We start from the raw sequence: 26,194 nt of genomic DNA on the forward strand, positions 1-26,194 counted from the left end.
CGGCCTGCCTCACGATACTGAACCTATCCCCGAAGGAGCATACAGATGAAAGTAGCCATTATTGGAGCAACCGGTTTTGTTGGCCGCCGCGTGGTGGATGAAGCGCTGGCTCGCGGTATTCAGGTGACGGCAATCGCGCGCCAGAAAAAAGAGTTACCGGAGCACGCCAATCTGACCGTCGCACTGGGCGACGTCGCCGATACGGCTTGGCTGGCGGGACAATTGCGCGGCCAGGACGCGGTGATCAGCGCCTACAACCCCGGCTGGGGTGAAGACAACCTGTATGAGAAAACCACCCGCGGCGCCCAGCAGATCCTCACCGCGGTCGAGCAGGCCGGCGTCAAACGCCTGTTGGTGGTCGGCGGAGCCGGCAGCCTGGAAGTGGCGCCGGGCGTTGAACTGGTGGATACGCCGCAGTTCCCGGAAAATATCCGCCCCGGCGCGCAGGCGGTGCGCGATCTGCGCAACAAACTGCGTAACGAGTCGGCACTCGACTGGACCTATCTTTCGCCGGCCGCCCTGCTGGAGCCGGGCAAACGCACCGGCCAGTTCCGCCTCGGCACCACGCAACTGCTGATGAACGGCGAAGCGCCGGCCAGCATTTCGGTGGAAGACCTGGCGGTCGCTATCGTTGATGAGATTGAAAAGCCTCAGTTTATTCGCGCGCAATTCACCGCCGCCTACTAAACCGCCCCGCCGCCAGGCCGCTCGGCCTGGCGTTTTCCGCGTATTCTCCGCCGCCAGTAATCTGAGTTTCTAAGGTTTTCTTAAGTTTCATCCGGTAGATTTCAAGGCATTATCTACTTTCAGGATCCCGATTTGGCAATGTGGTTACGTCAACGCTTACGGTGCAACAGCCTCGGTTTTACCCTCGCCGCCGCCCTGTTCTTCACTTTATTTCAGAACGCCTTATTCCTGCAGCGCGCCTGGTCGTATATCACCTTCGATAGCGCCCACAGCGTGATTTTCGCCGCCAGCATGCCGGTGGTGATCTTCTGTGCGTTGAATATCATCTTCAGCGTGTTGACCGTGCCCTACCTGCGCAAGCCGCTGATCATCTTTTTCTTGCTCGGCAGCGCCGCAGCCAACTATTTCATGTTCAGCTATGGTGTGGTGATCGACGGCAACATGATGCAGAACGCCTTCGAAACCAACCCTCAGGAGGCGACCGCGCTGCTGACGCCGCGCATGGGATTGTGGCTGACGCTGCTCGGCATTCTGCCGGCGGTGGCGGTCTGCTTCACTCAAATTCGCCAAACTCGCCCCTGGTGGTACATGGTCGGACTGCGCGCCGCCAACGTCATGCTGTCGTTGGTGGTGATCCTGATCGTCGCCGCGCTGTTCTACAAAGACTACGCTTCGCTGATCCGCAACAATAAGAGCGTGGTGAAGATGTTGACGCCTTCCAACTTCGTGGCCGGCACCATCAAGTTTACCGAACAGCGTTACTTCACCCGCAATCTGCCGCTGGTCAAGATCGGCGAAGATGCGCGTAAAGGGCCGCTGATCGCCAGGCAGGCCAAGAAAACGTTGGTGATCCTGGTCGTGGGCGAAACCGCCCGCGCCGAAAACTTCTCCCTAGGCGGCTATGAACGCGAAACCAATCCGCGCCTGAAGCAGGACAACGTGGTCTACTTCAAAAACGCCAGCTCCTGCGGCACCGAAACGGCGATCTCCGTGCCCTGCATGTTCTCCAACATGCCACGCAAGGAGTACGACGCGACCCAGGCGACGCACCAGGAAGGCATGCTCGACGTGCTGGCGCATGCCGGCGTCAATGTGCTGTGGCGCGATAACGACGGCGGCTGCAAAGGCGCCTGCGACCGGGTGCCGCACATCGACATGACCAAGCTGAAACCGCCGCAGGACTGCGACGGCGAGGTTTGCATGGACAACGTGCTGTTGTACAAGCTGAACGACTACATCAATAGCCTGAAAGACGACGGCGTGATCGTGCTGCACCAGATGGGCAGCCACGGCCCGGCTTACTACCGCCGCAGCACGCCAGAATTCCAGGCGTTTTCGCCGACCTGCAACAGTAATCAGATCCAGGATTGCAGCCATGAACAATTGGTGAACACCTACGACAACTCAATCCTGTATACCGACGCGATGCTCGATGCCACCATCAAGCTGCTGCGGCAGTATGACGACCGTTTCAATACCGCGCTGGTCTATTTGTCCGATCATGGCGAATCGCTGGGGGAAAACGGCATGTATCTGCACGGTACGCCTTATGTCTTCGCGCCGAGCCAGCAAACGCACGTGCCTTTCCTGATGTGGATGTCGGCCGACTATCAGCGCAATTTCGGCATCGATCGCCAGTGTCTGAATACGCTGGCGGAAAAGGACGAGGTTTCGCAGGACAACCTGTTCCACACCCTGTTGGGCATGCTGAACGTACAAACCCGCGAATATCAATCCCAGTTGGATATCCTGCAACGCTGCCGCAACGCGGCGTAGCGCTTAACTTCCGCGTGCCGCTGGGGCACAATAGTTTGCAGACAACCGGCGTTTTGTGCGCCGGTTTTTTTATTCCCATTGACCTAGACCAATCGGTCTATTATGCTCGGCACCATGATGACCAAATCAACGCATTGCAACGTGGATACACGTGAACATCTGCTCGCCACCGGCGAAACCCTCAGCCTGCGCCTGGGCTTTACCGGCATGGGGCTGAGCGAACTGCTGGCCACCGCGGGCGTGCCGAAAGGCTCGTTCTACCACTATTTTCGCTCGAAGGAAGCCTTCGGCGAAGCGATGCTGCAGCGCTATTTCGCGCATTATGATGCAGAAATGCAGGCGCTGTTTGCCGACAGACGCGGTGATGCCCGCCACCAGCTGCTCGGCTATTACGCCCAGGCTATCAGCTACCACTGCCGCAGCGAATGCCACAACGCCTGCCTGGCGGTGAAGCTTTCCGCCGAGGTGAGCGATCTGTCGGAACCGATGCGCCATGCGCTGGAAACGGGCACCGCTCGCGTGATCGGCCACCTTCAGGAGGCCATCGAGCGCGGTATCGCCGAGGGCTCGCTGTCGGTAGCCATGAGCCCGGCGGCAACCGCAGAAACGCTGTATTCACTGTGGCTCGGCGCCACGCTGCGCGCCAAGATCCGTCACTCGCTGGCGCCGTTGACCAGCGCGCTGGAAAGCATCGAGTTGCTGCTGCGCCCGCCGCAACCGTAACGGTAACAACTTATTTTTATTGAAAAAATGCAGTTCATGGTTTTTTATCGCCCATTACTAGACGACCGGTCTATTAAATACAGGATGCACTATGAAGACTGAAAAATTGCTCTCTCCGCTGAAGGTTGGCGCCATCACCCTGCCCAACCGCGTGTTTATGGCTCCGCTGACGCGTTTGCGCAGCATCGAGCCGGGCGATATTCCTACGCCGCTGATGGCGGAATATTACGCACAGCGCGCCAGCGCCGGCCTGATCGTGACCGAAGCGACCCAGGTTTCCTTCCAGGCGAAAGGCTACGCCGGCGCGCCCGGTTTGCATACGCCGGAGCAGATCGCCGCATGGAAAAACATCACGCAGGCAGTGCATGACAACAACGGCCATATCGCCGTGCAGCTGTGGCACGTAGGCCGCATTTCCCACGCCAGCCTGCAGCCAGGCGGGCAAGCGCCGGTCGCGCCTTCGGCCATCAACGCCGAAACCCGCACCACCGTGCGTGATGAAACCGGCGCCTGGGTGCGCGTGCCGACCTCCACGCCGCGCGCGCTGGAAACCAGCGAGATCCCGGGCATCATCAACGATTTCCGCCAGGCAACCGCCAACGCACGCGAAGCCGGTTTCGACTTCATCGAACTGCATGCTGCCCACGGCTATCTGCTGCACCAGTTCATGTCACCGGCGTCCAACCAACGTACCGATCAATACGGTGGCAGCATTGAGAATCGCACCCGCCTGACACTGGAAGTGGTCGACGCCACCATCGCCGAATGGGGTGCCGAACACATCGGTATCCGTATCTCGCCGCTGGGACCGTTCAACGGGCTGGACAACGGCGAAGATCAGGAAGAAGCAGCGCTGTATCTGGTGGAAGAGCTGAATAAGCGCAATATCGCTTACCTGCACATCTCCGAACCTGACTGGGCCGGCGGCAAACCGTATTCCGACGCCTTCCGCGACTCGGTGCGCGCCCACTTTAAAGGGGTGATCGTCGGTGCCGGCGCCTACACCGCCGAAAAAGCCGAAGCATTGATCGAAAAAGGTTTCATCGACGCGGTGGCCTTCGGCCGCAGCTACATCGCCAACCCGGATCTGGTAGAGCGTTTCCGCCAGCACGCCCCGCTGAACGAACCTAAGCCGGAAACCTTCTACGGCGGCGGCGCCGAAGGCTATACCGACTATCCGTTTCTGGCGAAGTAATCTGTCCTGACCCCAACGGCCACGCAATCGCATGGCCGTTTTTTATGCGTCGCGCGCAAAGCAAAAAGGCCCGCACGAGGCGGGCCGCTGTTCCCTGGTGTTGATCTTTATTGCCGTTCGATTTTTACACGATCGCCGCTGGAATAGATAATTGATTGTGCAGATCAATTACTCTGTATCGATCGGTACACTCGATCAATATTTAGACACCCTCGACGCGAGACCACAAAGTGACATTGTCACCAGCTCGTCACGTTGAATTCTCTTGCGGGACAAGGCTATACTCGCTTGTGCTTCAATCCACCCGCCGTCTGCCACGGCACAGTCAATTCAGAGGAATTATGCGCTTACTCCATACCATGATCCGCGTCGGTGACCTGCAACGCGCCATCGACTTCTACACCAAGGTATTAGGCATGCGCCTGCTGCGCACCAGCGAAAACCCGGAGTACAAATACTCCCTGGCTTTCGTCGGCTATACGGAAGAGAGCGAAGGCGCAGTTATCGAACTGACCTATAACTGGGGCACCGACAGCTACGACATGGGCACCGCCTTCGGCCACCTGGCGCTGGGCGTGGACGACGTCGCCGCCACCTGCGACAGCATCCGTCGCGCCGGTGGCAAAGTCACCCGCGAAGCCGGCCCGGTGAAAGGCGGCACCACGGTTATCGCCTTCGTCGAAGATCCGGACGGCTACAAAATCGAGCTGATCGAAAACAAACACGCCGGTCAGGGCCTCGGCCACTAAGCCTCCCCTTCAGGGCGCGTTGGCGCCCTGCTGATTCTCCGCGCGATAGCGCCTGCAACCGGGCGCAAAATTTGCCATAATGCGCGCTGCATTCGATGAAGATAAGAAACTGATGGCCGAGAAAAGTGATCTTAACGCCCTGAGTGGTCGTTTTCGTGGGTTTTATCCCGTAGTAATAGATGTTGAAACCGCCGGCTTCAACGCCAATACCGATGCGTTGCTGGAGATCGCCGCCGTCACGCTGAAAATGGATGAGGACGGCTGGCTGCAGCGGGACGAAACCCTGCACTTCCACGTGGAGCCTTTCGAGGGCGCCAACCTGCAGCCGGAAGCGCTGGCGTTTAACGGCATCGATCCGCACAATCCGCTGCGCGGCGCGGTCAGCGAATATGACGCGCTGCACGCCATTTTCAAAGCGGTGCGCAAAGGGCTCAAGGATCGCGGTTGCAATCGCGCCATTATCGTGGCGCACAACGCCAACTTCGATCACAGCTTTTTGATGGCCGCGGCCGAACGCGCCGGCCTGAAGCGCAACCCGTTCCATCCGTTCGCCACCTTCGACACCGCCGCACTGAGCGGCCTGGTGCTGGGGCAAACGGTGCTGGCCAAAGCCTGCATCGCCGCCGGCATGCCGTTCGACAGCAGCCAGGCACACTCCGCGCTGTACGACACCGAGCAAACCGCCCTGCTGTTTTGCGAGCTGGTTAACCGCTGGAAACGTCTCGGCGGCTGGCCGCTGCCCGCCGGCGATCTCGCCGAATAAAACCAACAAAAAAGGCGGCCCAGTTTGCACTGGCGCCGCCCGTTACGCGATAATCGCAAGCCCGTCGATTAAGACTGCTGGTCTTCCTGCGCTTTGTACTTTTCTGCCGTTTCTTTGATCAGTTGCTGCAGTTCGCCGCGCTGATACATCTCGATGATGATATCGCAACCGCCGACCAGCTCACCATCTACCCACAGCTGTGGGAACGTCGGCCAGTTGGCGTATTTTGGCAGCTCGGCGCGGATATCCGGGTTCTGCAAAATGTCCACATAGGCGAAACGCTCGCCGCAGGCGGACAGCGCTTGCACAGCCTGCGCGGAAAAGCCGCAGCTCGGCAGCTTTGGCGAACCTTTCATGTAAAGCAGAATCGGGTTTTCAGCGATCTGGTGCTGAATTTTTTCAAGTGTCGTCGTCATTTATTGCTTCCTCAAGCCACATTTCATGGCTACAACATGCATCACGCGGGCTATTGTAGCGGCTGGAACAGTCGCAAGAAAACGCCATCTTTTGCAAGGATATTCGCCCGCCGCCGATCGCGTTTCACCGGCCACGTCATTCCGGTCAAAACATACGTTGAGAATAACATTTTTAATCCGACCATTTCACTAATATATTGCGCCGCGATGACGGCGCGGCTTAATTATATCCGCCACCGTCGCCTGGTGCTTTTTTATACATCAACAGGCTGATTTTAAACCAAAAAAAATGTCATTAACGTTTTCTCACAATATGGATTATTATTTATGAGTTCTTCGCTGTTTTATATGGTGAAGTTCGGGAATACTGTAACTCTTTCGATATCCGTTTCGGGGCCAAGGTTGGTGACGTCGACATGCGTTTAATTCTTACGCTCTTTGCGCTGCTGTTTACGCAGCTCTTCTTCAATTTGGCGCACGCTGCGCCACAGGCGCGCGTTGCCGCCGAGCAGCGTAAAAGCCATGCTAATGAAGCGCGGCCCGATGACCGCAGAAAAAAGAAAGCGGATAAAGCCGCCAAAAAAGCCAAAGTGACGGCCCCCGAGAAAAAAACCAAGACCGCCAAGGCCAAAAGCGAGAAAAGCGCGAAAAAGATCGTCAGCGCCAAACCCAAGGCCAAAGCGCAGAAAACCGCCAAGATTAAAGTCACCCCTCCGAAAAAGGGCTATAAAAAAGGCTATGGCCGCCACCGCGACGCCGGTATGGCCACCGCCAAACTGGCGCGTGAAGAAAAGCCGTTAAAACTCAGCCCGGCGCACAAAAAACGTTACCAGCATGCCAAACAGACCGCGATGGCCAAGCTGATGGATCAGATGGGCAAGCCTTACCGCTGGGGCGGCAGCTCGCCGCGCACCGGCTTCGACTGCAGCGGCCTTATCTATTACGCCTATAAGGACGTGGTGAAAATCAAGATGCCGCGCACCGCCAACGAAATGTATCACCTGCGCGACGCGGCGCCGATCAAGAAAAGCGAACTGGAAAGCGGCGATTTGGTGTTCTTCCGCATCAACAACCGCGGCGTGGCGGACCATGTCGGCGTCTATCTCGGCAACGGCAAATTCATCCAGTCGCCGCGCACCGGCGAAGAGATCCGCATCAGCCAGCTCGACAACGACTATTGGCAAAATCATTACATCGGCGCACGCCGCGTAGTGACGCCGAAAACCATCCGTTAATTCCCTGTTCTGCGCGGTTGCGGCCCCGGTCGCAACCGCCTGCTCAAGCTATCGCCCATCGCACTTCCCCACGCGCATTTCTCGCTTTTCCTCCTGTTTTTTATGATGAAAATTGTTAAGATTGAATGACCACAATAAAAAACGGCCCATCTGGCTCCCGCCTGGGCGGGAAGAAAGTGGCGCTGTAAAGGAGGAAGCAATGTCGTTTGAATTACCTGCATTACCGTATGAGAAAAACGCGCTCGAGCCGCACATCTCCGCCGAGACCCTGGAATACCACTACGGCAAACACCACAATACCTACGTGGTTAACCTGAACAACCTGGTGAAAGGCAGCGAGTTCGAGGGCAAATCGCTCGAAGAGATCATCAAGACCTCCAACGGCGGCGTGTTCAACAACGCCGCGCAGGTGTGGAACCACACCTTCTACTGGCACTGCCTGTCGCCACAGGGCGGCGGTGAACCGCAGGGCGAACTGGCGGCGGCGATCGTCAAATCCTTCGGCTCTTTCGCTGCGTTCAAAGAGCAGTTCACCGATGCCGCCGTGAAAAACTTCGGCGCCGGCTGGACCTGGCTGGTGAAAAAACCGGACGGTGCGCTGGCGATCGTCAACACCTCCAACGCGGCAACTCCGCTGACCGGTGAAGATAAACCGCTGCTGACCGTTGACGTGTGGGAACACGCGTATTACATCGATTACCGCAATGCGCGTCCAAAATACCTGGAAAACTTCTGGGCGTTGGTCAACTGGAAATTTGCGGCGGAAAACCTGGCGTAAACGCAGGCCTTGCCGAAGTGACGAGGCGCAGCCAGGCTGCGCCTTTTTTAAAACCGGCGGGAGATCAGTTCAACGCGGCGACAAAGCTGAAAGCGATGATCATCGCCAACGCGCCGACGGTAGTGAACAGAGACATCTTCAGATCGGTATCCATGACAACTCCTTTAAAATGGGCTTTCCTAAGGATAAAAGGCGCACAATTAGTACGTCAAATCATTTTCCCACAGTTCGCCGATAAAATCTTGTTATCATTTCCCGGTTTATAATCTCGATTACCTCTTCCACTTTTGTTCAATATGCGACAAAATTCGCAGTTCACAACTGCGTACCGGCATCCATGCCCCTCCTGATTAAGCGCTGAAGACTTCAACACACTAAAAACTCAGTTTTCGCTTCTCTGGAGAAGGATCTACGTAGGCAAACGATTAACATCACACTTACATGCTGTAAACATGTGAGTTCAGGAGTCATTCCTTACATGGCAACGATTAAAGATGTGGCCAAACGCGCGGGCGTTTCCACCACCACCGTTTCGCACGTCATCAATAAGACTCGTTTCGTCGCCGAAGAGACCAAAGCGGCCGTGTGGGCCGCGATCAAAGAGCTGCACTACTCGCCGAGCGCCGTGGCGCGCAGCCTGAAAGTCAATCACACCAAGTCTATCGGCCTGCTGGCCACCTCGAGCGAAGCGCCCTATTTTGCCGAAGTGATCGAGGCGGTGGAAAACAGCTGCTACAGCAAAGGTTACACCCTGATCCTGTGCAACTCGCATAACAATCTGGACAAGCAGCGCGCCTACCTGGCGATGCTGGCGCAAAAGCGCGTCGACGGCCTGCTGGTCATGTGTTCCGAATACCCGGATCAACTGCTGGGCATGCTGGAGGACTACCGTAATATCCCGATGGTAGTGATGGACTGGGGCGCCGCGCGCGGCGACTTCACCGACACCATCATCGATAACGCGTTCGAAGGCGGCTATCTGGCCGGCCGTTACCTGATCGAGCGCGGTCACCGCGATATCGGCGCCATCCCGGGCCAGCTGTCGCGCAACACCGGCGGCGGCCGTCATCAGGGCTTTATGAAGGCGCTGCAGGAAGCGCATATCGACATTCGCGAAGAGTGGATCGTCCAGGGTGACTTCGAGCCGGAGTCCGGCTACAAGGCGATGCACCAAATCCTGTCGCAAAAACAGCGGCCGACCGCGGTATTTTGCGGCGGCGACATCATGGCGATGGGCGCCATCTGCGCCGCTGACGAGCTGGGGCTGCGAGTGCCGCAGGATATTTCCGTGATCGGCTATGACAACGTGCGCAACGCACGCTACTTCACCCCGGCACTGACCACCATTCACCAGCCTAAAGAGCGCCTGGGAGAAATGGCCTTCACCATGCTGCTGGATCGCATCATCAGCAAGCGCGAAGAATCGCAGGTGATCGAAGTGCATCCGAAGCTGGTGGAACGCCGTTCGGTCGCCGACGGTCCGTTCATCGACTACCGCCGCTAATCCCCTGAGCCGGAAGCCTGCACGGCTTCCGGCGCCGCCTCGCTCAGCCACTCCTGATTCAGCGTCTCCCCATCGCCCAGATACGCCAGCAGCCAACTCATCGCCGGCGACGGTTTATCCTGCTGCCAGGTCAGGCAGCAAGGGCTGGCGGGAAACGGCTGCTGCAGCTGCAACGCCTTCAGCTCACCGCGCTGCACCAGCGGCAGCGCCCGATGCGCCGGCATCATGCCGACGCACAGCCCGGCGCACAGACAGTCGAGCGCCGATGTCCAGTCCGGCACCACCAGCCGCCGCTGGTTATCCAGCGTCCAGGTGACGCGCTTGGGCAAATTGCGCGAGGTGTCCTCCAGGCAGAGCGAGGGGTACGGCCGCAGTTGATCGTCGTGCAGCGGCCCCGCCAGTTGCGCCAGCGGATGCTGTGGGCTGACTACGCACAGCCAGTTCATATCCCCCATGTCGCGGAAAGCGAAGCCGCCGCCGACCGGCACCGCGCGCGTGGCGCCGATCGCCATGTCCGCCCTGCCGTCCACCAACGCATCCCAAACGCCGTTGAACACTTCGGGTTGCAGCATCAGTTCAACATCGGGGAAATGGCGGTAGAAATCCAGCACCAGCTGGCGGCTGCGCTGGGGTTTGACGATGATGTCGACTGCGATATTCAGCTGGCCGCGCCACCCGTTGGCCACCTGCTGACAGTGGCGACGGGTGTCGAGCATTTTTTTGATAACAACTCGCGCATCCTTGATAAACAGCGCGCCGGCCGGCGTCAACTCCACATCACGGTGACGCCGCTCAAACAGCGGCACCGCCAGCCATTGTTCCAGTTGCCGCACGGTATAGCTCACCGCCGACGGTACCCGGTGCAGCTCCTGCGCCGCCGCGCTGAAACTGCCGGTGCGCGCCACCGCGTCAACAACTTCAAGAGAATATTCAGACCACATCGCTTTGCCTTCAATTTTTTTAACAGCACTTTGCAAATATTACCGTTTCACAAGCAGAGATCCAGCCGGATACACTGGCCGGCGCTAAAAACCTGCGACACTAAAATATTAACGAGAAATACCATGCGAAATTCTTTTGGCTTTATGTTCTACCTCGCCGGCCTGAGCATGTTGGGTTATCTGGCGACCGATATGTACCTGCCCGCCTTCGGCGCCATGCGGGAGGAACTGCAAATTTCCGCCGGCGCGGTCAGCGCCAGCCTGAGCATCTTCCTGGCCGGCTTCGCCTTCGCGCAACTGCTGTGGGGGCCGCTCTCCGACCGGCTGGGCCGCAAACCGGTATTATTGATCGGCCTGACGCTGTTCGCGCTCGGCTGCCTGGGCATGCTGTGGGTAGAAAATGCCGTGCAGCTCTGGATACTGCGCTTTATTCAGGCCGTCGGCGTCTGTTCCGCCACCGCCATCTGGCAAGCGCTGGTGGTCGACCGCTATCGCGAAGGCCAGGCCAACCGCGTGTTCGCCACCATCATGCCGCTGGTGGCGCTGTCACCGGCGCTGGCGCCGCTGCTTGGCGCCTGGCTGCTGAACCACGCCAGCTGGCGTGCGATCTTCGCCGCGCTGTTGGTGATCACCGCGCTGCTGCTGCTGCCGACGCTGCTGCTCAAAGAGCGCGCCAAAACGCACCCCGCCGCCGACGCGCCGAAAAACGGCGTCAGCTTCTGGCAACTGTTGAAATCTCCGGTGTTCAGCGGCAACGTCGCTATGTACGCCGCCTGCTCGGCCGGTTTCTTCGCCTGGCTGACCGGTTCGCCGTTCATCCTCGGCGATATGGGCTATAGCCCGAGCGACATCGGTCTGAGCTATGTGCCGCAAACGCTGGCCTTCCTGCTGGGCGGCTACGGCTGCCGCGCCGCGCTCAAGCGCATCAATGGCAAAACTCTGCTGCCGTGGCTGCTGGTAGCTTATGGTGTCAGCATGGTGGCGCTGTATCTGGTGGCGACCCTGACCAATCCGACGCTCACCACACTGCTGATCCCGTTCTGCGTGATGGCGCTGGTCAACGGCGCCGGCTACCCGATCATGGTGGCGAATGCGCTGATGCCGTTCCCGGAAAGCAGCGGCAAAGCCGCCGCGCTGCAAAATACGCTGCAATTGGGGCTGTGTTTTGTGGCAAGCATGCTGGTGTCGGCGTTTATTGCCCAGCCGCTGTTGGCGACGGTGACGGTGATGGTATCTACGGTAGTCCTGGCCGCGCTGGGTTATTTCCTGCAGCGGGGAAAAGCGGCCGATGCGCAGCAAAAGGCACAGCGGGAACATGCTAACTCAGCGTCATAATTGCCAAGATTAATAATCACTTAAAGAATATGCGTGCCGAGTGCGATTTACAGTTGAGTCAACGCCTCGGCACGCCTATACTCAAAAACAACCTTGCAAAGTAACACCTTATAATCTCTATATCTCAATCAGCTATTGTGTACGCGCCTTGCGTCACACTCTTTTTTTAAAGGGGCGTTTATCCTGCGCCGTTTGCGTCGGGCCGTTTCTTTAAATTTCCTCTGTTCATAGTCGGATATCAGACGCCGCGGGCTTATTTCCCGTTGGTATAGGTATGCACCCGCAGAAATTGTCTAAGCTGTTTCCTAACGGGTCATCAGTCAGAAGAAGGTGATGGAGAAGCTATGAGTTCATCGTGTATAGAAGATCTGAGCATCCAGGATAACCAGTGGTACCGTATCGCGCACGAAATGCTCGGTCTGGCCGGTATCGAAATCAACGGATCGCGCCCTTTCGATATTCAGGTTAAAAATCCCGAATTCTTTAAACGCGTTTTGCAGCAAGGGTCACTGGGCCTGGGCGAAAGCTATATGGACGGTTGGTGGGAGTGCGAGCGGCTGGATATGTTCTTCCAGCGCGTGGTCAGCGCCGGGCTGGAGAAGAAACTCCCCCACCACCTGAAAGATACCCTGCGTATCGCCGCCGCGCGCCTGACCAATCTGCAATCGAAAAAGCGCGCCTGGATCGTCGGCAAAGAGCATTACGATCTCGGCAACGATCTGTTTACCCTGATGCTCGATCCTTACATGCAGTATTCCTGCGGCTACTGGAAAGACGCCACCACGCTGGAGGAAGCGCAGGAAGCCAAGCTGCGGATGATCTGCGAGAAACTGCAGCTGCAGCCGGGCATGCGTTTGCTGGACATCGGCTGCGGCTGGGGCGGTCTTTCCGCCTATGCGGCGAAAAATTACGGCGTGTCGGTGGTCGGCGTGACCATTTCCGCCGAACAGCAGAAGCTGGCTCAGGCGCGCTGCGCCGGGCTGGATGTGCAGATCCTGTTGCAGGATTACCGCGATCTGCACCAGCAGTTCGATCGCATTGTCTCGGTCGGCATGTTCGAGCACGTCGGGCCGAAAAACTACCGCACCTATTTCGACGTGGTGGAGCGCAATCTGGCGCCGCACGGCCTGTTCCTGCTGCACACCATCGGCTCCAACAAGACCGACATGAACGTCGATCCCTGGATCAACAAATATATCTTCCCGAACGGTTGCCTGCCCTCCGTGAGACATATCGCCGAGGCCAGCGAAGGCCATTTCGTGATGGAAGACTGGCACAACATCGGCGCCGACTACGATCGCACGCTGATGGCCTGGTTCGAGCGCTTCAAACAGGCGTGGCCGCAGCTCGCCGAGCGCTATTCCGAACGCTTCGAACGGATGTTCAGCTATTACCTGAACGCCTGCGCCGGCGCGTTCCGGGCGCGCGATCTACAGCTATGGCAGGTGGTGTTCAGCCCGAAAGGCGTTGAAGGCGGCATTCGCGTCGCCCGCTGAACGCTTTCCCGATAAAAAAGCCCCGGCAACATCTTCGCCGGGGCTTTTTTTTTTGCTCTTTCGAACCCTGCGGGTTAACCGCAATAAACGCGAATAATTTTATCGTCGCTGTCGCCAAGGAAGTTCAGACGGCGCAGGTTGAAATCCATGGTGACGGCAGAGTTGTACGGAATGGCTCGCACCTTGCCGTCGATCCGCACGCCTTCCAGCGAGGTCATCGGTTTGCCGACAAAATTTTGATACTGCGAAGCGCCGCAGGTATCGTCCGCATCGGCCATTTGCGCGCCCGCGCCCTGCTCAGGCGAACTGCTGCAAGCGCTCAGCGCCAGCAACGCGGTTAACAACAACGTTTTCCCATAAAACTTCACGCGTTTCTCCTCTCTGCTTATGATTCGATGCCGGCGGTCACGCCAAAATCGCTGTCAGTCTTTGTGCGCCGGCGCCATCGCCGCGGCCAACGTCGCTTCCCGATTGGCCAGCACGCGCTCGACGGTGTCCACCACCGCCTGCGTTTGCGGATCGATCTCGATGTTCACCTTGTCGCCGAGGCGTTTTTTACCCAGCGTAGTGCGATCCAGCGTTTCCGGGATCAGGTGCACGCAGAAACGGTTATTCACCACTTCGCCGATGGTCAGGCTAATGCCGTCGATGCCGATGAAACCTTTGTGCAGCACATATTTCATCAATTCCGCATCCGGCATGCGCAGCCATACCTGGCGGTTATTTTCCGAGGTATAAATCTTGGCCACTTCCGCCGTGCAGATAATATGGCCGGACATCAAATGGCCGCCAATTTCGTCATTGAACTTCGCCGCGCGCTCGATATTGACGATGTCGCCCAGCGCCAGATCGCCGAGGTTGGTCAGGCGCAACGTTTCTTTGATCAAATCGAAGCTGACGCGGTTGCCTTCCACCGCGGTGACGGTCAGGCAGCAGCCGTTATGGGCCACCGACGCGCCCAGCTCCAGCCCCGGCAGCAGCTCGGCTGGCATTTCGATCACGTGGGTGCGGAAATTGGGTTTCTCATCAATGGCGACCAGCGGCGCGGTGCCTTGTACGATACCGGTGAACATATGTGCCTCTTCTTGCTAAATAGGTTAAAACGCTACCGGCAGTTTGCCCCAGTTGGCGCTGAAAACCAAATCCGCGACGGCAAAAAAAGAATGGCTGCGCATTTAATAACTATTTATCTGCGGCGTTTGCTTAACGACGCCGAGCAGGTACAATCTTTTTGACAAAATTCCGCTATTTTAATTGTTGTCCTCTCGCGGCAGCCCTCCCTCCCACATATATAAATAGAAAAGGTGTATGCGTGCAGAAGTACTTAATTGAAGCGCGTAGTTTATTGGCTCTCGCTATCCCGGTCATCATCGCGCAAATATCACAAACCGCCATGGGCGTGGTGGATACCATCATGGCCGGCGCTTACAGCGCCACCGACATGGCGGCGGTGGCGGTCGGCACCTCGATCTGGTTGCCGGCCATTTTGTTCGGCCACGGCCTGCTGCTGGCGCTGACCCCGGTTATCGCCCAGCTCAACGGCGCCGGCCGTCGCGATCGCATCGCCCATCAGGTGCGTCAGGGCTTCTGGCTGGCCTCCGGCGTCTCTGTGCTGCTGATCGTCGTGCTGTATAACTGCAAGTTCGTCATCGACATGATGCACAACATCGATCCGCAGTTGGCGGATAAAGCCGTCGGCTATCTGCACGCCATCATGTGGGGGGCGCCGGGTTACCTGTTCTTCCAGGTGATGCGCAACCAGTGCGAGGGGCTGTCCAAAACCAAACCCGGCATGGTGATCGGCTTCCTCGGCCTGCTGGTGAATATCCCGATCAACTACATCTTTATCTACGGCAAGTTCGGCATGCCGGAACTCGGCGGCGTCGGCTGCGGCGTCGCCACCGGCAGTGTCTACTGGATCATGTTCCTGATGATGCGCTGGTACGTGAAGCGCGCGCCGTCGCAGCGCGACATCAAACGCCAGGCCGGCGATCTCGGCGGCCCGGACTGGGCGGCGCTAAGGCGCCTGATCGGCATCGGCATGCCGGTGGCGCTGGCGCTGTTCTTCGAAGTCACGCTGTTCGCGGTGGTGGCGCTGCTGGTTTCACCGCTGGGGATCGTCGCGGTCGCCGGCCACCAGATCGCACTTAACTTCAGCGCGCTGATGTTCGTGCTGCCGCTGTCGCTGGGCGTCGGCGCCACCATCCGCGTCGGTTATCGTCTGGGGGAAGGTTCGGTCGAAGGCGCGCGCGTCGCCGCTTACTCCGCCATCGGCGTCGGCATCACCATGGCCGTCTGCACCGCGCTGTTTACCGCCACCTTCCGCGAACCGATCGCCCTGCTGTACAACGACAGCCCGGCGGTGGTGGCGATGGCCTCGCAGTTGATGCTGCTGGCGGCGCTGTACCAGATCTCGGATTCGGTCCAGGTGATCGGCAGCGGCGTGCTGCGCGGTTATAAAGATACCCGCGCGATCTTCTTCATTACCTTTATCGCTTATTGGGTGTTGGGCCTGCCGAGCGGCTATCTGCTGGCGTTAACCGATGCGCTGGTGCCGGCGATGGGGCCAAGCGGTTTCTGGATCGGCTTTATCATCGGACTGACCTTCGCCGCCATCATGATGGCGCTGCGCATGCGCTGGCTACAGAAACAGCCGACCACCGTCATCCTGCAGCGATCCACACGCTGAACCCGCAGCCCGGCCGGTTTCCTCCCCGGCCGGGCTGCGGTTTGCGGAAAAAAACGCCGGACTGCGCACAACCTCAGCAATCGCGTGAAATACCGAATAAAATTGCGCTTTTCCCCTTGCCAGCGCGCGGGTAGCTCGTTAATATTCGTCCCCGCTGTCAGCCATGACAGACAGGAAAAGATGCGTCCGTAGCTCAGTTGGTTAGAGCACCACCTTGACATGGTGGGGGTCGGTGGTTCGAGTCCACTCGGACGCACCAAATTCCTGAAGCAGTACAGTGCGTCCGTAGCTCAGTTGGTTAGAGCACCACCTTGACATGGTGGGGGTCGGTGGTTCGAGTCCACTCGGACGCACCAAATTTCAGAAGCAGCGCAGTGCGTCCGTAGCTCAGTTGGTTAGAGCACCACCTTGACATGGTGGGGGTCGGTGGTTCGAGTCCACTCGGACGCACCATATTGCTGATTCATCTCTCCCTGTCACGTTATACTTCCCGTTGTATCGTCTCTGCCCGACCGTTCGATTTTTCATGTCGATTGCGCCGAACTACCGCCATCAGCCATCAGGAACGCCACATGACCACCTTCACCGCCAAAACCGCCTTTTTGCCGCTCGACAATGGCCTTGCCCGCCGTGAAGGCGTGATGAGCGACGGTTCGCCGGCGGCGGAAGTGCGTTTCGAGGCCGGCGCCTTCGGCCAGCTGCAAAAGCCCGCGCACGCGCTGCAAACCCGGGTGATATCCGGCGAATTCGAGTTCACCCTCGGCGGCAACACCCGGATAGTACGTGCCGGCGAGAGCCTTACCCTGCCGGCCAACGTCGCCAGCGGCTGCTTCTGCCTGAGCGCCGGCACGCTGCTGGAAATTCCCCAAACGCGTTAAACCGCATTTACAGAAAGGTTATTTGCGCAACAAGCTGCCCGCAACGCGTTGCATTTGCGCCACATTTACCCCCGTTTTGCTCTATCCGCCGCACCGCCGCGGTTTTTTATTTTGTTTCCCGCCGCTTAGCCTTTATAATGCGCAACGTCTATCAGTTGAATGGTTTCAGCCCTTGATCTGCGAAAACGCAATAACAACACGATGTGATCTTACCCCGTTGCGCAGCATCCCCGCGCCCCCGCGCGGGCTGAATTTTTCCGCCCCACTTCAACTGTCGTCACCTATCCTTAACTATGTTTTTCACCACCAGGCACGGCCCAAATTCCCTACCGGCGTAAACCGCGCCGGTCAAATTCGTTTTTTATCCATCACAACTTGTAGAAAACTCCGCCATGAAAAAGACCAAAATTGTTTGTACCATCGGTCCAAAAACCGAATCGGAAGAAATGCTGACCAACCTGCTCAATGCGGGCATGAACGTGATGCGTCTCAACTTCTCTCACGGCGACTATGAAGAGCACGGCAACCGCATCAAGAACATGCGCGCCGTGATGGCGAAAACCGGTATCAACGCCGGCATCCTGCTGGATACCAAAGGCCCGGAAATTCGCACCATGAAACTGGAAGGCGGCAAAGACGCCTCGCTGGTCGCCGGCCAAACCTTCACCTTCACCACTGACCAGAGCGTGATCGGCAACAGCGAGCGCGTGGCGGTCACCTACGCCGGCTTCGCCGCCGACCTGAAGATCGGCAACACCGTGCTGGTTGACGACGGCCTGATCGGCATGGAAGTCACCAACGTGACCGAGAACGAAGTCATCTGTAAGGTGCTGAACAACGGCGACCTGGGCGAGAACAAAGGCGTTAACCTGCCGGGCGTGTCCATCCAGCTGCCTGCGCTGGCCGAGAAAGACAAACGCGACCTGATCTTCGGCTGCGAGCAAGGCGTCGACTTCGTGGCGGCGTCCTTCATCCGTAAACGCTCCGACGTGCTGGAGATCCGCGAGCACCTGAAAGCCCACGGCGGCGAGCAGATCCAGATCATCTCCAAGATTGAAAACCAGGAAGGCCTGAACAACTTCGACGAAGTCCTCGAAGCGTCCGACGGCATCATGGTTGCCCGTGGCGATCTGGGCGTCGAGATCCCGGTAGAAGAAGTGATCTTCGCCCAGAAGATGATGATCGAGAAATGCAACCGCGCGCGTAAAGTGGTCATCACCGCCACCCAGATGCTCGATTCCATGATCAAAAACCCGCGCCCTACCCGCGCGGAAGCCGGCGACGTTGCCAACGCCATCCTGGACGGCACCGATGCCGTCATGCTGTCCGGCGAGAGCGCCAAGGGCAAATACCCGCTGGAAGCGGTCAACATCATGGCGACCATCTGCGAGCGTACCGATCGCGTGATGCCAAGCCGTATCGACACCCTGAACGATCGTCGCAAGCTGCGCATCACCGAAGCGGTGTGCCGCGGCGCGGTTGAAACCGCCGAGAAACTGGACGCGCCGCTGATCGTGGTCGCCACCAGCGGCGGCAAGTCGGCAAAATCCGTGCGTAAATACTTCCCGAACGCGGTGATCCTGGCGCTGACCACCAATGAGACTACCGCGCATCAGCTGGTGCTGAGCAAGGGCGTCATCCCGCAGATGGTCAAGGAAATCGCCTCCACCGACGACTTCTACCGCATCGGTAAAGAAGCCGCCCTGGCCAGCGGCCTGGCGCAGAAAGGCGACGTCGTGGTGATGGTCTCCGGCGCGCTGGTGCCGAGCGGCACCACCAACACGGCCTCGGTGCACGTGCTGTAATATAAAACGTGACATAATTGTCTTGCTCAAAACGCCGCTTTGCGGCGTTTTTTTTATCAGCAGTAAACTATTTTACTCAAAACGCAACCGCGATCCGCTCATTATTTAGCTAATAAAGAATCGGAGTAGTCCCATGGAAGCCGGCTGTTTTCCCTCGTTTTTTTAACTAATTTGTAAAACCAGATGCAAGTTTGAGCGAACGATCAAAATAAAGCACCTCAACACTAAAAAATTATTCTCTTTCGAAAAAAGTTTGTGTAATACTTGTAACGCTACATGGAGATTAACTCAATCTAGAGGGTGTTATAATGAATCGTACTAAACTGGTACTGGGCGCGGTAATCCTGGGTTCCACTCTGCTGGCTGGCTGCTCTAGCAACGCTAAAATCGATCAACTGTCTTCTGACGTTCAGACTCTGAACGCTAAAGTTGATCAGCTGAGCAACGACGTGAACGCAATGCGTTCTGACGTTCAAGCTGCTAAAGACGACGCAGCACGCGCTAACCAGCGTCTGGACAACCAAGCTCACGCTTACAAAAAGTAAGATAGCTTTGGTTATTGAAAACGGCGCACATTGTGCGCCGTTTTTTTTTGTCTGTTCGTCAGCCTAGGTGTTTCCTGCACCGCAAGCAAAAAAAAAGAGGTTCAGCACGCTGAACCCCTCTTCGACCGCTCAATCCTGCAAACTTAGTTCACCGAACTGATTGGCGCTGCCTTGAATGGGCTCTTATTCGCCGCAGGAGCCGCTGCAGGCGTCAAACTCACCGCCGACGGACTCTCCCCTACGTTGACCAGCACCGGCATGCCAGAACGGCGTACAACCGCGCTATCGAACACGGCGCGATCGGTCTGACCATCGGCCGCAAAGGCTTTCTCCGCTTTAGACAACGCGATCGGCATGGTCTGCGGATCGTCGCTTTCCACCCGCGACAGCGGCTGGTGCACTTCAACATAGCGTTTGCCGTCCGGCTCGACCGAAACCTTCACCGGATCGTTGATCACCTGCACTCGCGTGCCGCGCGGCACCATGTTGAACAGCGCCTCGATATCCGTCGGACGCAGACGAATGCAGCCGGAGCTGACGCGCATGCCGATGCCGAAGTTGGCGTTGGTGCCGTGGATCAGGTATTCACCGCGCCCCATCGCCAGACGCAGGGCGAACAGCCCCATCGGGTTCTCAGGGCCGGCCGGCACCACCGCAGGCAGCGTCACGCCCTGGGATTGATAGCGCTTGCGGATGTTGGCGGTGGGCGTCCAGGTCGGGTTAGGGATCTTCTGGCTGATGGAGGTCACCTCCAGCGGCGTGTGCATCCCGGTCTGGCCGATGCCGATCGGATAGACGATCACTTTGTTCTCGCCTTTCGGGTAGTAATAAAGGCGCAGCTCGGCCAGGTTGACGATGATCCCTTCACGCTTGGTGTCAGGCAGCAGCATTTGGGTCGGAATGGTCAGCACCGTACCCGGCTTGGGCAGGAACGGATCCGTGCCGGGGTTGGCTTCCAGCATGCCCAGCAGGCCGATCTTGTAGTCAGCGGCGATGGCTTCCAGCGGGCGGCCGTCGTTTGGCACGGTATAAGTGGTGTTTTCGCCGATCAGACGGCTGTCCGGCGGCGGCAGCGGGTACTCGGTCGCACTGGCGGCCTGCGTGCCGGCCAATACGGTGGCGAAGACCATGCCCATTAAACTCAACGCACGTTTCATTATCATCCCTATATTTTTTATGACGGTTCGCCCACAAGGCTAACGAGCGCCAGGTGGTGGGTAAATCAGACAATACCTGATTAATACTAGCAACGCTGGTATCAAAGGCAATAAGTCCTCTAAAAATCAACACGTTATAACGTAATCGCCGTCATTGATTGTCAACGAAACGTCAACAGTTAAGCTGCTGAAATATCACTGAATTGGGCGCGTTGCCCGGAGGAAAATCGTGAATTGTAAAGACTCATTGACAAAGCACAGGTATCAATGAGTCTTGAGGATGAAGGCGTTATGGATCAGGCCAGCTGCGCCGCTTTACTGCGAATGGCGCGGATCATCGCCTCCAGCCCCTGCGAGCGCGAAGGCGTCAGATGTTGGCTGAGCGCCAGCTCGGTGAAAAACGGCCGCACATCGAGATCGACGATCTGCTGCGGCGTCAATTGGCGATAAAGAATGAACACCACCGCCAGCAACCCTTTGACGATCGCCGCGTCGCTGTCGCCGTGAAACTCGACCTGCCCCTGCTCATCGCGGCGCATCACGATCCACACCTGGCTCTGACAGCCGGAGATCAGGTTGCCGGCCTGCCGCTCCGCCTCGTCCAGCGGCGGCAATTTAGCGCCGAGTTCAATCACGTACAGGTATTTCTCCTCCCAGTTCAGACAGCGGGAGAAATTACGCACCAATTTATCTTTGTCCGGCAAATTCGCCATGGGGATCCTTTTGTACCGCCGGGGACGCGCCCCGGCCTAACCTAATAACTGATGAATGCGTTGCAGCCCGGCCACCAGCCGGTCCACCTCTTCGCGGGTATTATATAACGCCAGCGAAGCACGGCACATGCTCGGCACCTGATAAAACGCCATCAGGGGCATCGCGCAGTGATGGCCGGTGCGAATGGCGATACCGTACTGGTCGAGGAAGCTGCCGACGTCATAGGCGTGGTGCTCTCCCAGATTGAAGGCGATCACCCCGGCGCGATGCGCCGGACCATAGATTTTCAGCGTCGGCACCTGCTTGAGCGCCTCGAGCGCGTAATGCATCAGCGACTGTTCATAATCGTGGATCGCATTCAGGCTCAAGGCTTCGACGTAATCAAACGCCGCGCCCAGCCCCATGATGCCGGCGGTGTTCGGCGAACCGGCCTCGAAGCGCCACGGCGGATCGGCGAAGGTGGTGCCCGCCGTCAGGCTGACCTGCCGGATCATCGAGCCGCCCCCTTCCCACGGCGGCATCTGCTGCAACAACGCCTGGCGGCCATACAGCATGCCGATGCCGGAAGGGCCATACAGCTTATGGCCGGAAAACACGTAGAAATCGCAGTCCAGCGCCTGGACATCGACGCGCTGGTGCATCACCGCCTGCGCGCCGTCCACCAGCACCGTCAGATCCGGTGACAGGGTTCTGGCGCGGGCGATGATCTCACGCACCGGGTTGACGGTGCCCAGCACGTTGGAGACCTCGGTCAGCGCCAGCAGTTTACAGGACGCGTCGACCAGTTCCGGCAACCGCGCCAGATCCAGCGTACCGTCCGGCTGCAGCGGCCACACCCGCAGCTGCAACCCGCGCTCCTGCGCCAGCATCTGCCACGGCACGATGTTGGCGTGGTGCTCCATCTCGGTGATGAGAATCGCATCGCCCGGCTGCAGCAGGTGGCGGCCAAAGCTGTTGGCCACCAGATTGATGCCTTCGGTGGTGCCCTTGACGAACACCATCTCTTCCGCCGAGGCGGCATTGATAAAGCGCGCCGCCTGTTCCCGCACCGCTTCCATCTGCTGAGTCGCCTCGGCGCTCAGGGTGTGGATACCGCGATGCACCGCCGCATACCCGTGGCGGTAGAAATCCAGCTCGCGGTCGATCACCGCCTGCGGTTTCTGCGCGCTGGCGGCGCTGTCGAGATAGGCCAGCGGTTGGCCGTTCACCTCACGCGCCAACAGCGGGAAATCGCCGCGCACGCGTTCAATCGGATAACTCATGCAGCCTCCCCCGGCAGGCGCTGGGCGATGCGCGCCAGCACCCGTTCCCGGATGGTGTCGTTGGCGATGCCTTCGGTCAGCTCGGCGGCGAAGGCGAAGATGATCATCTGCTGCGCCGCGTGCTTGTCGATGCCGCGCGACTGCAGATAGAACAGCTGCTCTTCATCGATGCGCCCCACGGTGGCGCCGTGGCTGCACTTGACGTCGTCTGCGTAGATCTCCAGCTGCGGCTTGGTATCCACTTCCGCCACCTTGCCCAACAGCAGGTTATGGTTGGTCATCTGGCCGTCGGTTTTGATCGCGTGCTTGGCCACTTTGATCATGCCGTTGAACACCGCCTTGCCGCGATCGCTGACCACGGTTTTATGCAGCTGGCGGCTTTCGCAATAGCCCTTGTTGTGCTCCAGATAGGTGCGGGTGTCGCAAATCTCTTTGCCCACCGGCAGCACCAGGCTGTTGATCACCAGATTCGCGCCTTCGCCGTTCAACTGCGCGCTGGTGTTGTGCCGCGTCAGGCCGGCGCCCAGCAGGAAGCTGTCGCTTTTCACCCGCGCGTCGCGGCCGATAACCAGATCGTTGTGGGCAAAGTGGTAGCTTGGCTGGCTCTCAAACGCCAGCTTGCAGTGCAGCAGCCCGGCGTTGTCCGCCACATTGGCGGTCAGGCGCGCGCCGGTAAAGTGTGCGGCCTCGCCCAGGCTGACGTAGTGCTCGATCACTTCCGCCTCAGCCCCGCGCCCGATCTCCAGATGATGGCGGTGATGCACGGTGTTCACTTCCCCGGCGGCGCCGCGTCCGCTGCTGATGTGCAGCAGATACAGCGGGCGTGCAGGGATCTTGCCGGCCGGCAAGCGAATCAGGCTGGTTTCCTGCGCCAGGCTTTCGGTCAGGTGCAGAAAAATCTCCGGCTGGATCGGCTCCGGCAACGCCTGCGGCGTGCCATAGGCGGTCAACTCGAACTGGTAGTCGCCCAGGTCGCCATCGCTCAGCGCGGCGCTGTAGCGGCCGTCGATAAACACCAGCCGACAGGCATCGATGCCGAGCGCCAGCGCATCGAGCTGCTCTGCGCTCACCGGGGCGGGCTGCGGCTCGAGGAATTGCTGCTCCAGCAGGCTCTCCAGCGGCGTGTATTTCCAGTTTTCATGTTTGCGCGTCGGCCAGCCGAGGCGCAGCGCCTGCTGCCAGTGCGCCAGCGCATGCGGCGAACGCTCGCCGCCGCGCCCTTCGAACAGGCGATACAGCTGCTGCAGCGCGTTTGAATTACTGTTGGTCGGTAAGCCAGCCATAGCCCTGCTCCTCCAACTGTTTCACCAGCGAGAAATCGCCGGATTTGACGATGCGCCCCTGGGACAGCACGTGTACGTAATCCGGCTGGATGTAGTCCAGAATGCGCTGATAGTGGGTGACGATGATAAAGGCGCGCTTGCCGTCCCGCAGCGAGTTGACGCCGTTGGCGACGATTTTGAGCGCATCGATGTCCAGGCCCGAATCGGTTTCATCGAGAATGCACAGATCCGGCTCCAGCGCCGCCATCTGCAGAATGTCGTTGCGTTTTTTCTCGCCGCCGGAGAAGCCGACGTTGACCGAACGGGTCAGCAGATCGGCCGGCATGTCCAGCAGCGCGATTTTCTCTTCGATGAAATCGGCGAAGTCAAAGCGATCCAGCGGCTCCTGGTCGCGGTATTTGCGCACCGCGTTGACCGACGTCTGCAGGAAGAAGTGGTTGCTGACGCCGGGGATCTCCACCGGGTATTGGAAGGCCAGGAACACGCCCTCGCCGGCGCGATCTTCCGGATCCAGCTCCAGCAGATCCTTGCCCTTGAAGGTGACTTCCCCTTCGGTCACTTCGTACTCTTCACGCCCGGCCAGCGTGGCGGACAGCGTGCTCTTGCCCGAGCCGTTCGGCCCCATGATGGCGTGCACTTCGCCCGGTTTGATCTCCAGATCCAATCCCTTGAGGATCTCGTTGCCTTCCACGCTGACTTTCAAATTCTTGATGCTTAACATGCTGTGTCCTCAGATAGCGCCGACGGCGCTAAAAATGCGGCGATTAACCCACGCTGTGTTCCAGGCTGATGGCCAGGAGTTTTTGCGCCTCGACGGCGAACTCCAGCGGCAGCTCGGAGAAAACGTCCTTGCAGAAACCGTTGACGATCATCGAAATGGCGTCATCCTCGCTGATGCCGCGCTGCAGGCAGTAGAACAGCTGGTCATCGCCGATCTTCGAGGTAGTGGCTTCGTGCTCCAGCTGAGCGCTGTTGTTGCGCGCTTCAACGTAAGGGAACGTGTGGGCACCGCTGTCCGGCCCGATCAGCATCGAGTCGCACTGGGTAAAATTACGGGCGTTTTCCGCCCCCGGCAGGATTTTCACCAGGCCGCGATAGGTGTTCTCGCTGTGGCCGGCGGAGATGCCTTTGGCGATGATGGTCGACCTGGTGTTTTTGCCGATGTGGATCATCTTGGTGCCGGTATCCGCCTGCTGATGGCCGCTGGTCAGCGCCACCGAGAAGAATTCGCCGATCGAGTTGTCGCCCTGCAAAATCACGCTCGGGTATTTCCAGGTGATGGCCGAGCCGGTTTCCGACTGGGTCCAGGACATTTTCGAACCGGCGCCTTCGCACAGCGCGCGTTTGGTGACGAAGTTGAGGATACCGCCCTTGCTCTCGCCGCCGGAGAACCAGTTCTGCACCGTCGAGTATTTCACTTCGGCGTCTTTATGCAGGATCACTTCCACCACCGCCGCATGCAGTTGGTAGCTGTCGCGCACCGGGGCGGAACAGCCTTCGATATAGCTGACGTAGCTGCCTTCGTCGGCGATCAGGATGGTGCGCTCGAACTGGCCGGTTTTGGCGGCGTTGATGCGGAAGTAGGTCGACAGCTCCATCGGGCAGCGCACGCCTTTCGGCACATAGACGAAGGTGCCGTCGGAGGCCACCGCGGCGTTCAGCGCAGCGAAGAAGTTATCGTTGGACGGCACCACGCGCCCCAGGTATTGACGCACCAGATCCGGGTATTCCTGGATCGCTTCGCCGAACGAACAGAAGATCACCCCGCTCTCCGCCAGTTTTTCACGGTAGGTGGTGGCGACCGAGACCGAGTCGAAGATGGCGTCCACCGCCACCTCGCTGCCCTCGCGCACCGGCACGCCGAGCTGGTTGAACGCCAGCTCCACTTCGCTGGTCAGGTAATCTTTTTCCGTCGCCGCGCCCGGTTGCTGCTCGGCGCCGGGTTGCGAACCGCATGCATCGTCGCAGCTGCCGCAGGACGGCGCCGAATAGTAACTGTAGTCCTGGTAGTTCAGGCGTTCGTAATTGGCCTTCAGCCAGTGCGGCTCTTCCATCTGCAGCCAGGCGCGATAAGCCTCAAGGCGGAATTCCAGCATCCACTCGGGTTCGTTGCGCTTGGCCGAGATGGCGCGCACCACCTCTTCGTTGATGCCCTTGGCCAACTCATCGGTTGCCAGCTGGGTGAAGAAACCTTCTTTGTAGCGACCTTCGCTGACCCAAGCCTGCACTTCATTAGGCATTTCTACATTGCTTCGTGTCATGT

At 58.6% G+C, this 26,194-nt stretch carries 26 protein-coding genes and 3 tRNA genes; 18 read left to right on the forward strand and 11 right to left on the reverse strand.

The window, feature by feature from the left end; translation table 11 throughout:
* The first annotated feature begins 45 nt into the window (after positions 1-45).
* From ACOWVD_RS05470 to rnt, 6 genes are all read left to right on the forward strand, one after another.
* Positions 46-687, forward strand: a complete 642-nt coding sequence (locus tag ACOWVD_RS05470) for an NAD(P)-dependent oxidoreductase (RefSeq protein ID WP_004931317.1) — start codon at positions 46-48, stop codon at positions 685-687.
* A 138-nt stretch (positions 688-825) separates the two neighbouring features.
* Entirely contained in the window at positions 826-2,463 is a 1,638-nt protein-coding gene (gene eptA / locus ACOWVD_RS05475; protein WP_049240185.1) for a phosphoethanolamine transferase EptA, read from the forward strand.
* 102 nt (positions 2,464-2,565) lie between these two features.
* Positions 2,566-3,186, forward strand: a complete 621-nt coding sequence (locus ACOWVD_RS05480; RefSeq protein ID WP_021505463.1) for a TetR/AcrR family transcriptional regulator — start codon at positions 2,566-2,568, stop codon at positions 3,184-3,186.
* 91 nt (positions 3,187-3,277) lie between these two features.
* Complete coding sequence (locus ACOWVD_RS05485) at positions 3,278-4,381, forward strand: alkene reductase (RefSeq protein ID WP_004931322.1); 1,104 nt, start codon at positions 3,278-3,280, stop codon at positions 4,379-4,381.
* A 341-nt stretch (positions 4,382-4,722) separates the two neighbouring features.
* Positions 4,723-5,130 (forward strand): lactoylglutathione lyase, encoded by a 408-nt coding sequence (gene gloA, locus ACOWVD_RS05490; protein ID WP_004931325.1) that lies wholly within the window; start codon positions 4,723-4,725, stop codon positions 5,128-5,130.
* A 79-nt stretch (positions 5,131-5,209) separates the two neighbouring features.
* Positions 5,210-5,893, forward strand: coding sequence for a ribonuclease T (gene rnt, locus ACOWVD_RS05495; RefSeq protein ID WP_016927925.1), 684 nt, complete (start codon positions 5,210-5,212; stop codon positions 5,891-5,893).
* 68 nt (positions 5,894-5,961) lie between these two features.
* Here rnt and ACOWVD_RS05500 read toward each other — a convergent pair whose 3' ends face one another.
* Positions 5,962-6,309, reverse strand: a complete 348-nt coding sequence (locus ACOWVD_RS05500; protein WP_004931329.1) for a Grx4 family monothiol glutaredoxin — start codon at positions 6,307-6,309, stop codon at positions 5,962-5,964.
* A gap of 416 nt (positions 6,310-6,725) precedes the next feature.
* Between ACOWVD_RS05500 and ACOWVD_RS05505 the strand changes: the two genes are divergently transcribed.
* Complete coding sequence (locus ACOWVD_RS05505; protein ID WP_004931330.1) at positions 6,726-7,544, forward strand: C40 family peptidase; 819 nt, start codon at positions 6,726-6,728, stop codon at positions 7,542-7,544.
* 199 nt (positions 7,545-7,743) lie between these two features.
* Complete coding sequence (sodB, locus tag ACOWVD_RS05510) at positions 7,744-8,322, forward strand: superoxide dismutase [Fe] (RefSeq protein WP_021505464.1); 579 nt, start codon at positions 7,744-7,746, stop codon at positions 8,320-8,322.
* Between the two features lie 64 nt (positions 8,323-8,386).
* Here sodB and ACOWVD_RS05515 read toward each other — a convergent pair whose 3' ends face one another.
* Entirely contained in the window at positions 8,387-8,476 is a 90-nt protein-coding gene (locus ACOWVD_RS05515; RefSeq protein WP_004931335.1) for a YnhF family membrane protein, read from the reverse strand.
* A gap of 324 nt (positions 8,477-8,800) precedes the next feature.
* Here ACOWVD_RS05515 and purR point away from each other — a divergent pair, with 324 nt between their 5' ends.
* Positions 8,801-9,826, forward strand: coding sequence for an HTH-type transcriptional repressor PurR (purR, locus tag ACOWVD_RS05520; protein ID WP_004931336.1), 1,026 nt, complete (start codon positions 8,801-8,803; stop codon positions 9,824-9,826).
* On the opposite strand, the gene punR is transcribed toward purR, so the two are convergent.
* Positions 9,823-10,767, reverse strand: a complete 945-nt coding sequence (punR, locus tag ACOWVD_RS05525) for a DNA-binding transcriptional activator PunR (RefSeq protein WP_049240186.1) — start codon at positions 10,765-10,767, stop codon at positions 9,823-9,825. The two genes, purR and punR, sit on opposite strands and share 4 nt — an antisense overlap.
* A 123-nt stretch (positions 10,768-10,890) precedes the next feature.
* On the opposite strand from punR, the gene punC reads away from it, so the two are divergent.
* Together punC and cfa are read left to right on the forward strand one after the other, a co-directional pair.
* A complete protein-coding gene (punC, locus tag ACOWVD_RS05530; protein WP_044031342.1) occupies positions 10,891-12,102 on the forward strand; it encodes a purine nucleoside transporter PunC in 1,212 nt (403 codons plus the stop codon).
* A gap of 344 nt (positions 12,103-12,446) precedes the next feature.
* Positions 12,447-13,598, forward strand: a complete 1,152-nt coding sequence (gene cfa / locus ACOWVD_RS05535; RefSeq protein ID WP_004931341.1) for a cyclopropane fatty acyl phospholipid synthase — start codon at positions 12,447-12,449, stop codon at positions 13,596-13,598.
* A 74-nt stretch (positions 13,599-13,672) separates the two neighbouring features.
* Here cfa and ACOWVD_RS05540 read toward each other — a convergent pair whose 3' ends face one another.
* Both ACOWVD_RS05540 and ACOWVD_RS05545 read right to left on the reverse strand, forming a co-directional pair.
* The gene (locus tag ACOWVD_RS05540) at positions 13,673-13,966 is read right to left on the reverse strand and encodes an I78 family peptidase inhibitor (protein ID WP_004931344.1); all 294 of its coding nucleotides are present in this window, start codon (positions 13,964-13,966) and stop codon (positions 13,673-13,675) included.
* Positions 13,967-14,020: 54 nt separating this feature from the next.
* Positions 14,021-14,671: a riboflavin synthase gene (locus ACOWVD_RS05545; protein ID WP_004931347.1), complete on the reverse strand. Its 651-nt coding sequence runs from the start codon at positions 14,669-14,671 to the stop codon at positions 14,021-14,023.
* A 239-nt stretch (positions 14,672-14,910) separates the two neighbouring features.
* Between ACOWVD_RS05545 and ACOWVD_RS05550 the strand changes: the two genes are divergently transcribed.
* The 7 genes from ACOWVD_RS05550 to ACOWVD_RS05580 all read left to right on the forward strand — a co-directional run bounded on the left by ACOWVD_RS05550 (position 14,911) and on the right by ACOWVD_RS05580 (position 19,515).
* Complete coding sequence (locus ACOWVD_RS05550) at positions 14,911-16,287, forward strand: MATE family efflux transporter (protein ID WP_049240188.1); 1,377 nt, start codon at positions 14,911-14,913, stop codon at positions 16,285-16,287.
* A 182-nt stretch (positions 16,288-16,469) separates the two neighbouring features.
* Positions 16,470-16,546: transfer RNA gene (locus tag ACOWVD_RS05555), tRNA-Val, on the forward strand.
* Positions 16,547-16,566: 20 nt separating this feature from the next.
* Positions 16,567-16,643: transfer RNA gene (locus ACOWVD_RS05560), tRNA-Val, on the forward strand.
* A 20-nt stretch (positions 16,644-16,663) separates the two neighbouring features.
* A tRNA-Val gene (locus tag ACOWVD_RS05565) sits at positions 16,664-16,740 on the forward strand.
* Positions 16,741-16,859: 119 nt separating this feature from the next.
* Positions 16,860-17,165: a cupin gene (locus ACOWVD_RS05570; protein ID WP_049239968.1), complete on the forward strand. Its 306-nt coding sequence runs from the start codon at positions 16,860-16,862 to the stop codon at positions 17,163-17,165.
* 392 nt (positions 17,166-17,557) lie between these two features.
* Positions 17,558-18,970 (forward strand): pyruvate kinase PykF, encoded by a 1,413-nt coding sequence (pykF, locus tag ACOWVD_RS05575; RefSeq protein WP_421105493.1) that lies wholly within the window; start codon positions 17,558-17,560, stop codon positions 18,968-18,970.
* Positions 18,971-19,278: 308 nt separating this feature from the next.
* Complete coding sequence (locus ACOWVD_RS05580) at positions 19,279-19,515, forward strand: major outer membrane lipoprotein (RefSeq protein ID WP_004931354.1); 237 nt, start codon at positions 19,279-19,281, stop codon at positions 19,513-19,515.
* Positions 19,516-19,658: 143 nt separating this feature from the next.
* Here ACOWVD_RS05580 and ACOWVD_RS05585 read toward each other — a convergent pair whose 3' ends face one another.
* The 6 genes from ACOWVD_RS05585 to sufB form a co-directional block, all read right to left on the reverse strand.
* Positions 19,659-20,672 (reverse strand): L,D-transpeptidase family protein, encoded by a 1,014-nt coding sequence (locus ACOWVD_RS05585; protein WP_164095035.1) that lies wholly within the window; start codon positions 20,670-20,672, stop codon positions 19,659-19,661.
* A 296-nt stretch (positions 20,673-20,968) separates the two neighbouring features.
* A complete protein-coding gene (gene sufE / locus ACOWVD_RS05590; protein ID WP_004931358.1) occupies positions 20,969-21,385 on the reverse strand; it encodes a cysteine desulfuration protein SufE in 417 nt (138 codons plus the stop codon).
* Between the two features lie 36 nt (positions 21,386-21,421).
* Positions 21,422-22,648: a cysteine desulfurase SufS gene (gene sufS, locus ACOWVD_RS05595; protein ID WP_049239970.1), complete on the reverse strand. Its 1,227-nt coding sequence runs from the start codon at positions 22,646-22,648 to the stop codon at positions 21,422-21,424.
* Positions 22,645-23,931, reverse strand: a complete 1,287-nt coding sequence (sufD, locus tag ACOWVD_RS05600) for a Fe-S cluster assembly protein SufD (RefSeq protein ID WP_004931361.1) — start codon at positions 23,929-23,931, stop codon at positions 22,645-22,647. Before sufD ends, sufS begins: the two co-directional genes overlap by 4 nt.
* A complete protein-coding gene (gene sufC, locus ACOWVD_RS05605; protein WP_015377718.1) occupies positions 23,906-24,652 on the reverse strand; it encodes a Fe-S cluster assembly ATPase SufC in 747 nt (248 codons plus the stop codon). Before sufC ends, sufD begins: the two co-directional genes overlap by 26 nt.
* Positions 24,653-24,695: 43 nt before the next feature.
* Complete coding sequence (sufB, locus tag ACOWVD_RS05610; RefSeq protein WP_004931367.1) at positions 24,696-26,192, reverse strand: Fe-S cluster assembly protein SufB; 1,497 nt, start codon at positions 26,190-26,192, stop codon at positions 24,696-24,698.
* Between the last annotated feature and the right edge of the window lie 2 nt (positions 26,193-26,194).

The sequence above is a fragment of the Serratia sp. SA088 genome (assembly GCF_049065515.1).
In the GTDB taxonomy this organism is placed as follows: domain Bacteria; phylum Pseudomonadota; class Gammaproteobacteria; order Enterobacterales; family Enterobacteriaceae; genus Serratia; species Serratia nematodiphila.

Bases quoted from the DNA above. Each gene is read 5' to 3' on its own strand.
- ACOWVD_RS05470 (WP_004931317.1), top strand. From the start codon at position 46: ATGAAAGTAGCCATTATTGGAGCAACCGGTTTTGTTGGCCGCCGCGTG.
- eptA (WP_049240185.1), top strand. From the start codon at position 826: ATGTGGTTACGTCAACGCTTACGGTGCAACAGCCTCGGTTTTACCCTC.
- ACOWVD_RS05480 (WP_021505463.1), top strand. From the start codon at position 2,566: ATGCTCGGCACCATGATGACCAAATCAACGCATTGCAACGTGGATACA.
- ACOWVD_RS05485 (WP_004931322.1), top strand. From the start codon at position 3,278: ATGAAGACTGAAAAATTGCTCTCTCCGCTGAAGGTTGGCGCCATCACC.
- gloA (WP_004931325.1), top strand. From the start codon at position 4,723: ATGCGCTTACTCCATACCATGATCCGCGTCGGTGACCTGCAACGCGCC.
- rnt (WP_016927925.1), top strand. From the start codon at position 5,210: ATGCGCGCTGCATTCGATGAAGATAAGAAACTGATGGCCGAGAAAAGT.
- ACOWVD_RS05500 (WP_004931329.1), bottom strand. From the start codon at position 6,309: ATGACGACGACACTTGAAAAAATTCAGCACCAGATCGCTGAAAACCCG.
- ACOWVD_RS05505 (WP_004931330.1), top strand. From the start codon at position 6,726: ATGCGTTTAATTCTTACGCTCTTTGCGCTGCTGTTTACGCAGCTCTTC.
- sodB (WP_021505464.1), top strand. From the start codon at position 7,744: ATGTCGTTTGAATTACCTGCATTACCGTATGAGAAAAACGCGCTCGAG.
- ACOWVD_RS05515 (WP_004931335.1), bottom strand. From the start codon at position 8,476: ATGGATACCGATCTGAAGATGTCTCTGTTCACTACCGTCGGCGCGTTG.
- purR (WP_004931336.1), top strand. From the start codon at position 8,801: ATGGCAACGATTAAAGATGTGGCCAAACGCGCGGGCGTTTCCACCACC.
- punR (WP_049240186.1), bottom strand. From the start codon at position 10,767: ATGTGGTCTGAATATTCTCTTGAAGTTGTTGACGCGGTGGCGCGCACC.
- punC (WP_044031342.1), top strand. From the start codon at position 10,891: ATGCGAAATTCTTTTGGCTTTATGTTCTACCTCGCCGGCCTGAGCATG.
- cfa (WP_004931341.1), top strand. From the start codon at position 12,447: ATGAGTTCATCGTGTATAGAAGATCTGAGCATCCAGGATAACCAGTGG.
- ACOWVD_RS05545 (WP_004931347.1), bottom strand. From the start codon at position 14,671: ATGTTCACCGGTATCGTACAAGGCACCGCGCCGCTGGTCGCCATTGAT.
- ACOWVD_RS05570 (WP_049239968.1), top strand. From the start codon at position 16,860: ATGACCACCTTCACCGCCAAAACCGCCTTTTTGCCGCTCGACAATGGC.
- pykF (WP_421105493.1), top strand. From the start codon at position 17,558: ATGAAAAAGACCAAAATTGTTTGTACCATCGGTCCAAAAACCGAATCG.
- ACOWVD_RS05580 (WP_004931354.1), top strand. From the start codon at position 19,279: ATGAATCGTACTAAACTGGTACTGGGCGCGGTAATCCTGGGTTCCACT.
- ACOWVD_RS05585 (WP_164095035.1), bottom strand. From the start codon at position 20,672: ATGAAACGTGCGTTGAGTTTAATGGGCATGGTCTTCGCCACCGTATTG.
- sufE (WP_004931358.1), bottom strand. From the start codon at position 21,385: ATGGCGAATTTGCCGGACAAAGATAAATTGGTGCGTAATTTCTCCCGC.
- sufS (WP_049239970.1), bottom strand. From the start codon at position 22,648: ATGAGTTATCCGATTGAACGCGTGCGCGGCGATTTCCCGCTGTTGGCG.
- sufD (WP_004931361.1), bottom strand. From the start codon at position 23,931: ATGGCTGGCTTACCGACCAACAGTAATTCAAACGCGCTGCAGCAGCTG.
- sufC (WP_015377718.1), bottom strand. From the start codon at position 24,652: ATGTTAAGCATCAAGAATTTGAAAGTCAGCGTGGAAGGCAACGAGATC.
- sufB (WP_004931367.1), bottom strand. From the start codon at position 26,192: ATGACACGAAGCAATGTAGAAATGCCTAATGAAGTGCAGGCTTGGGTC.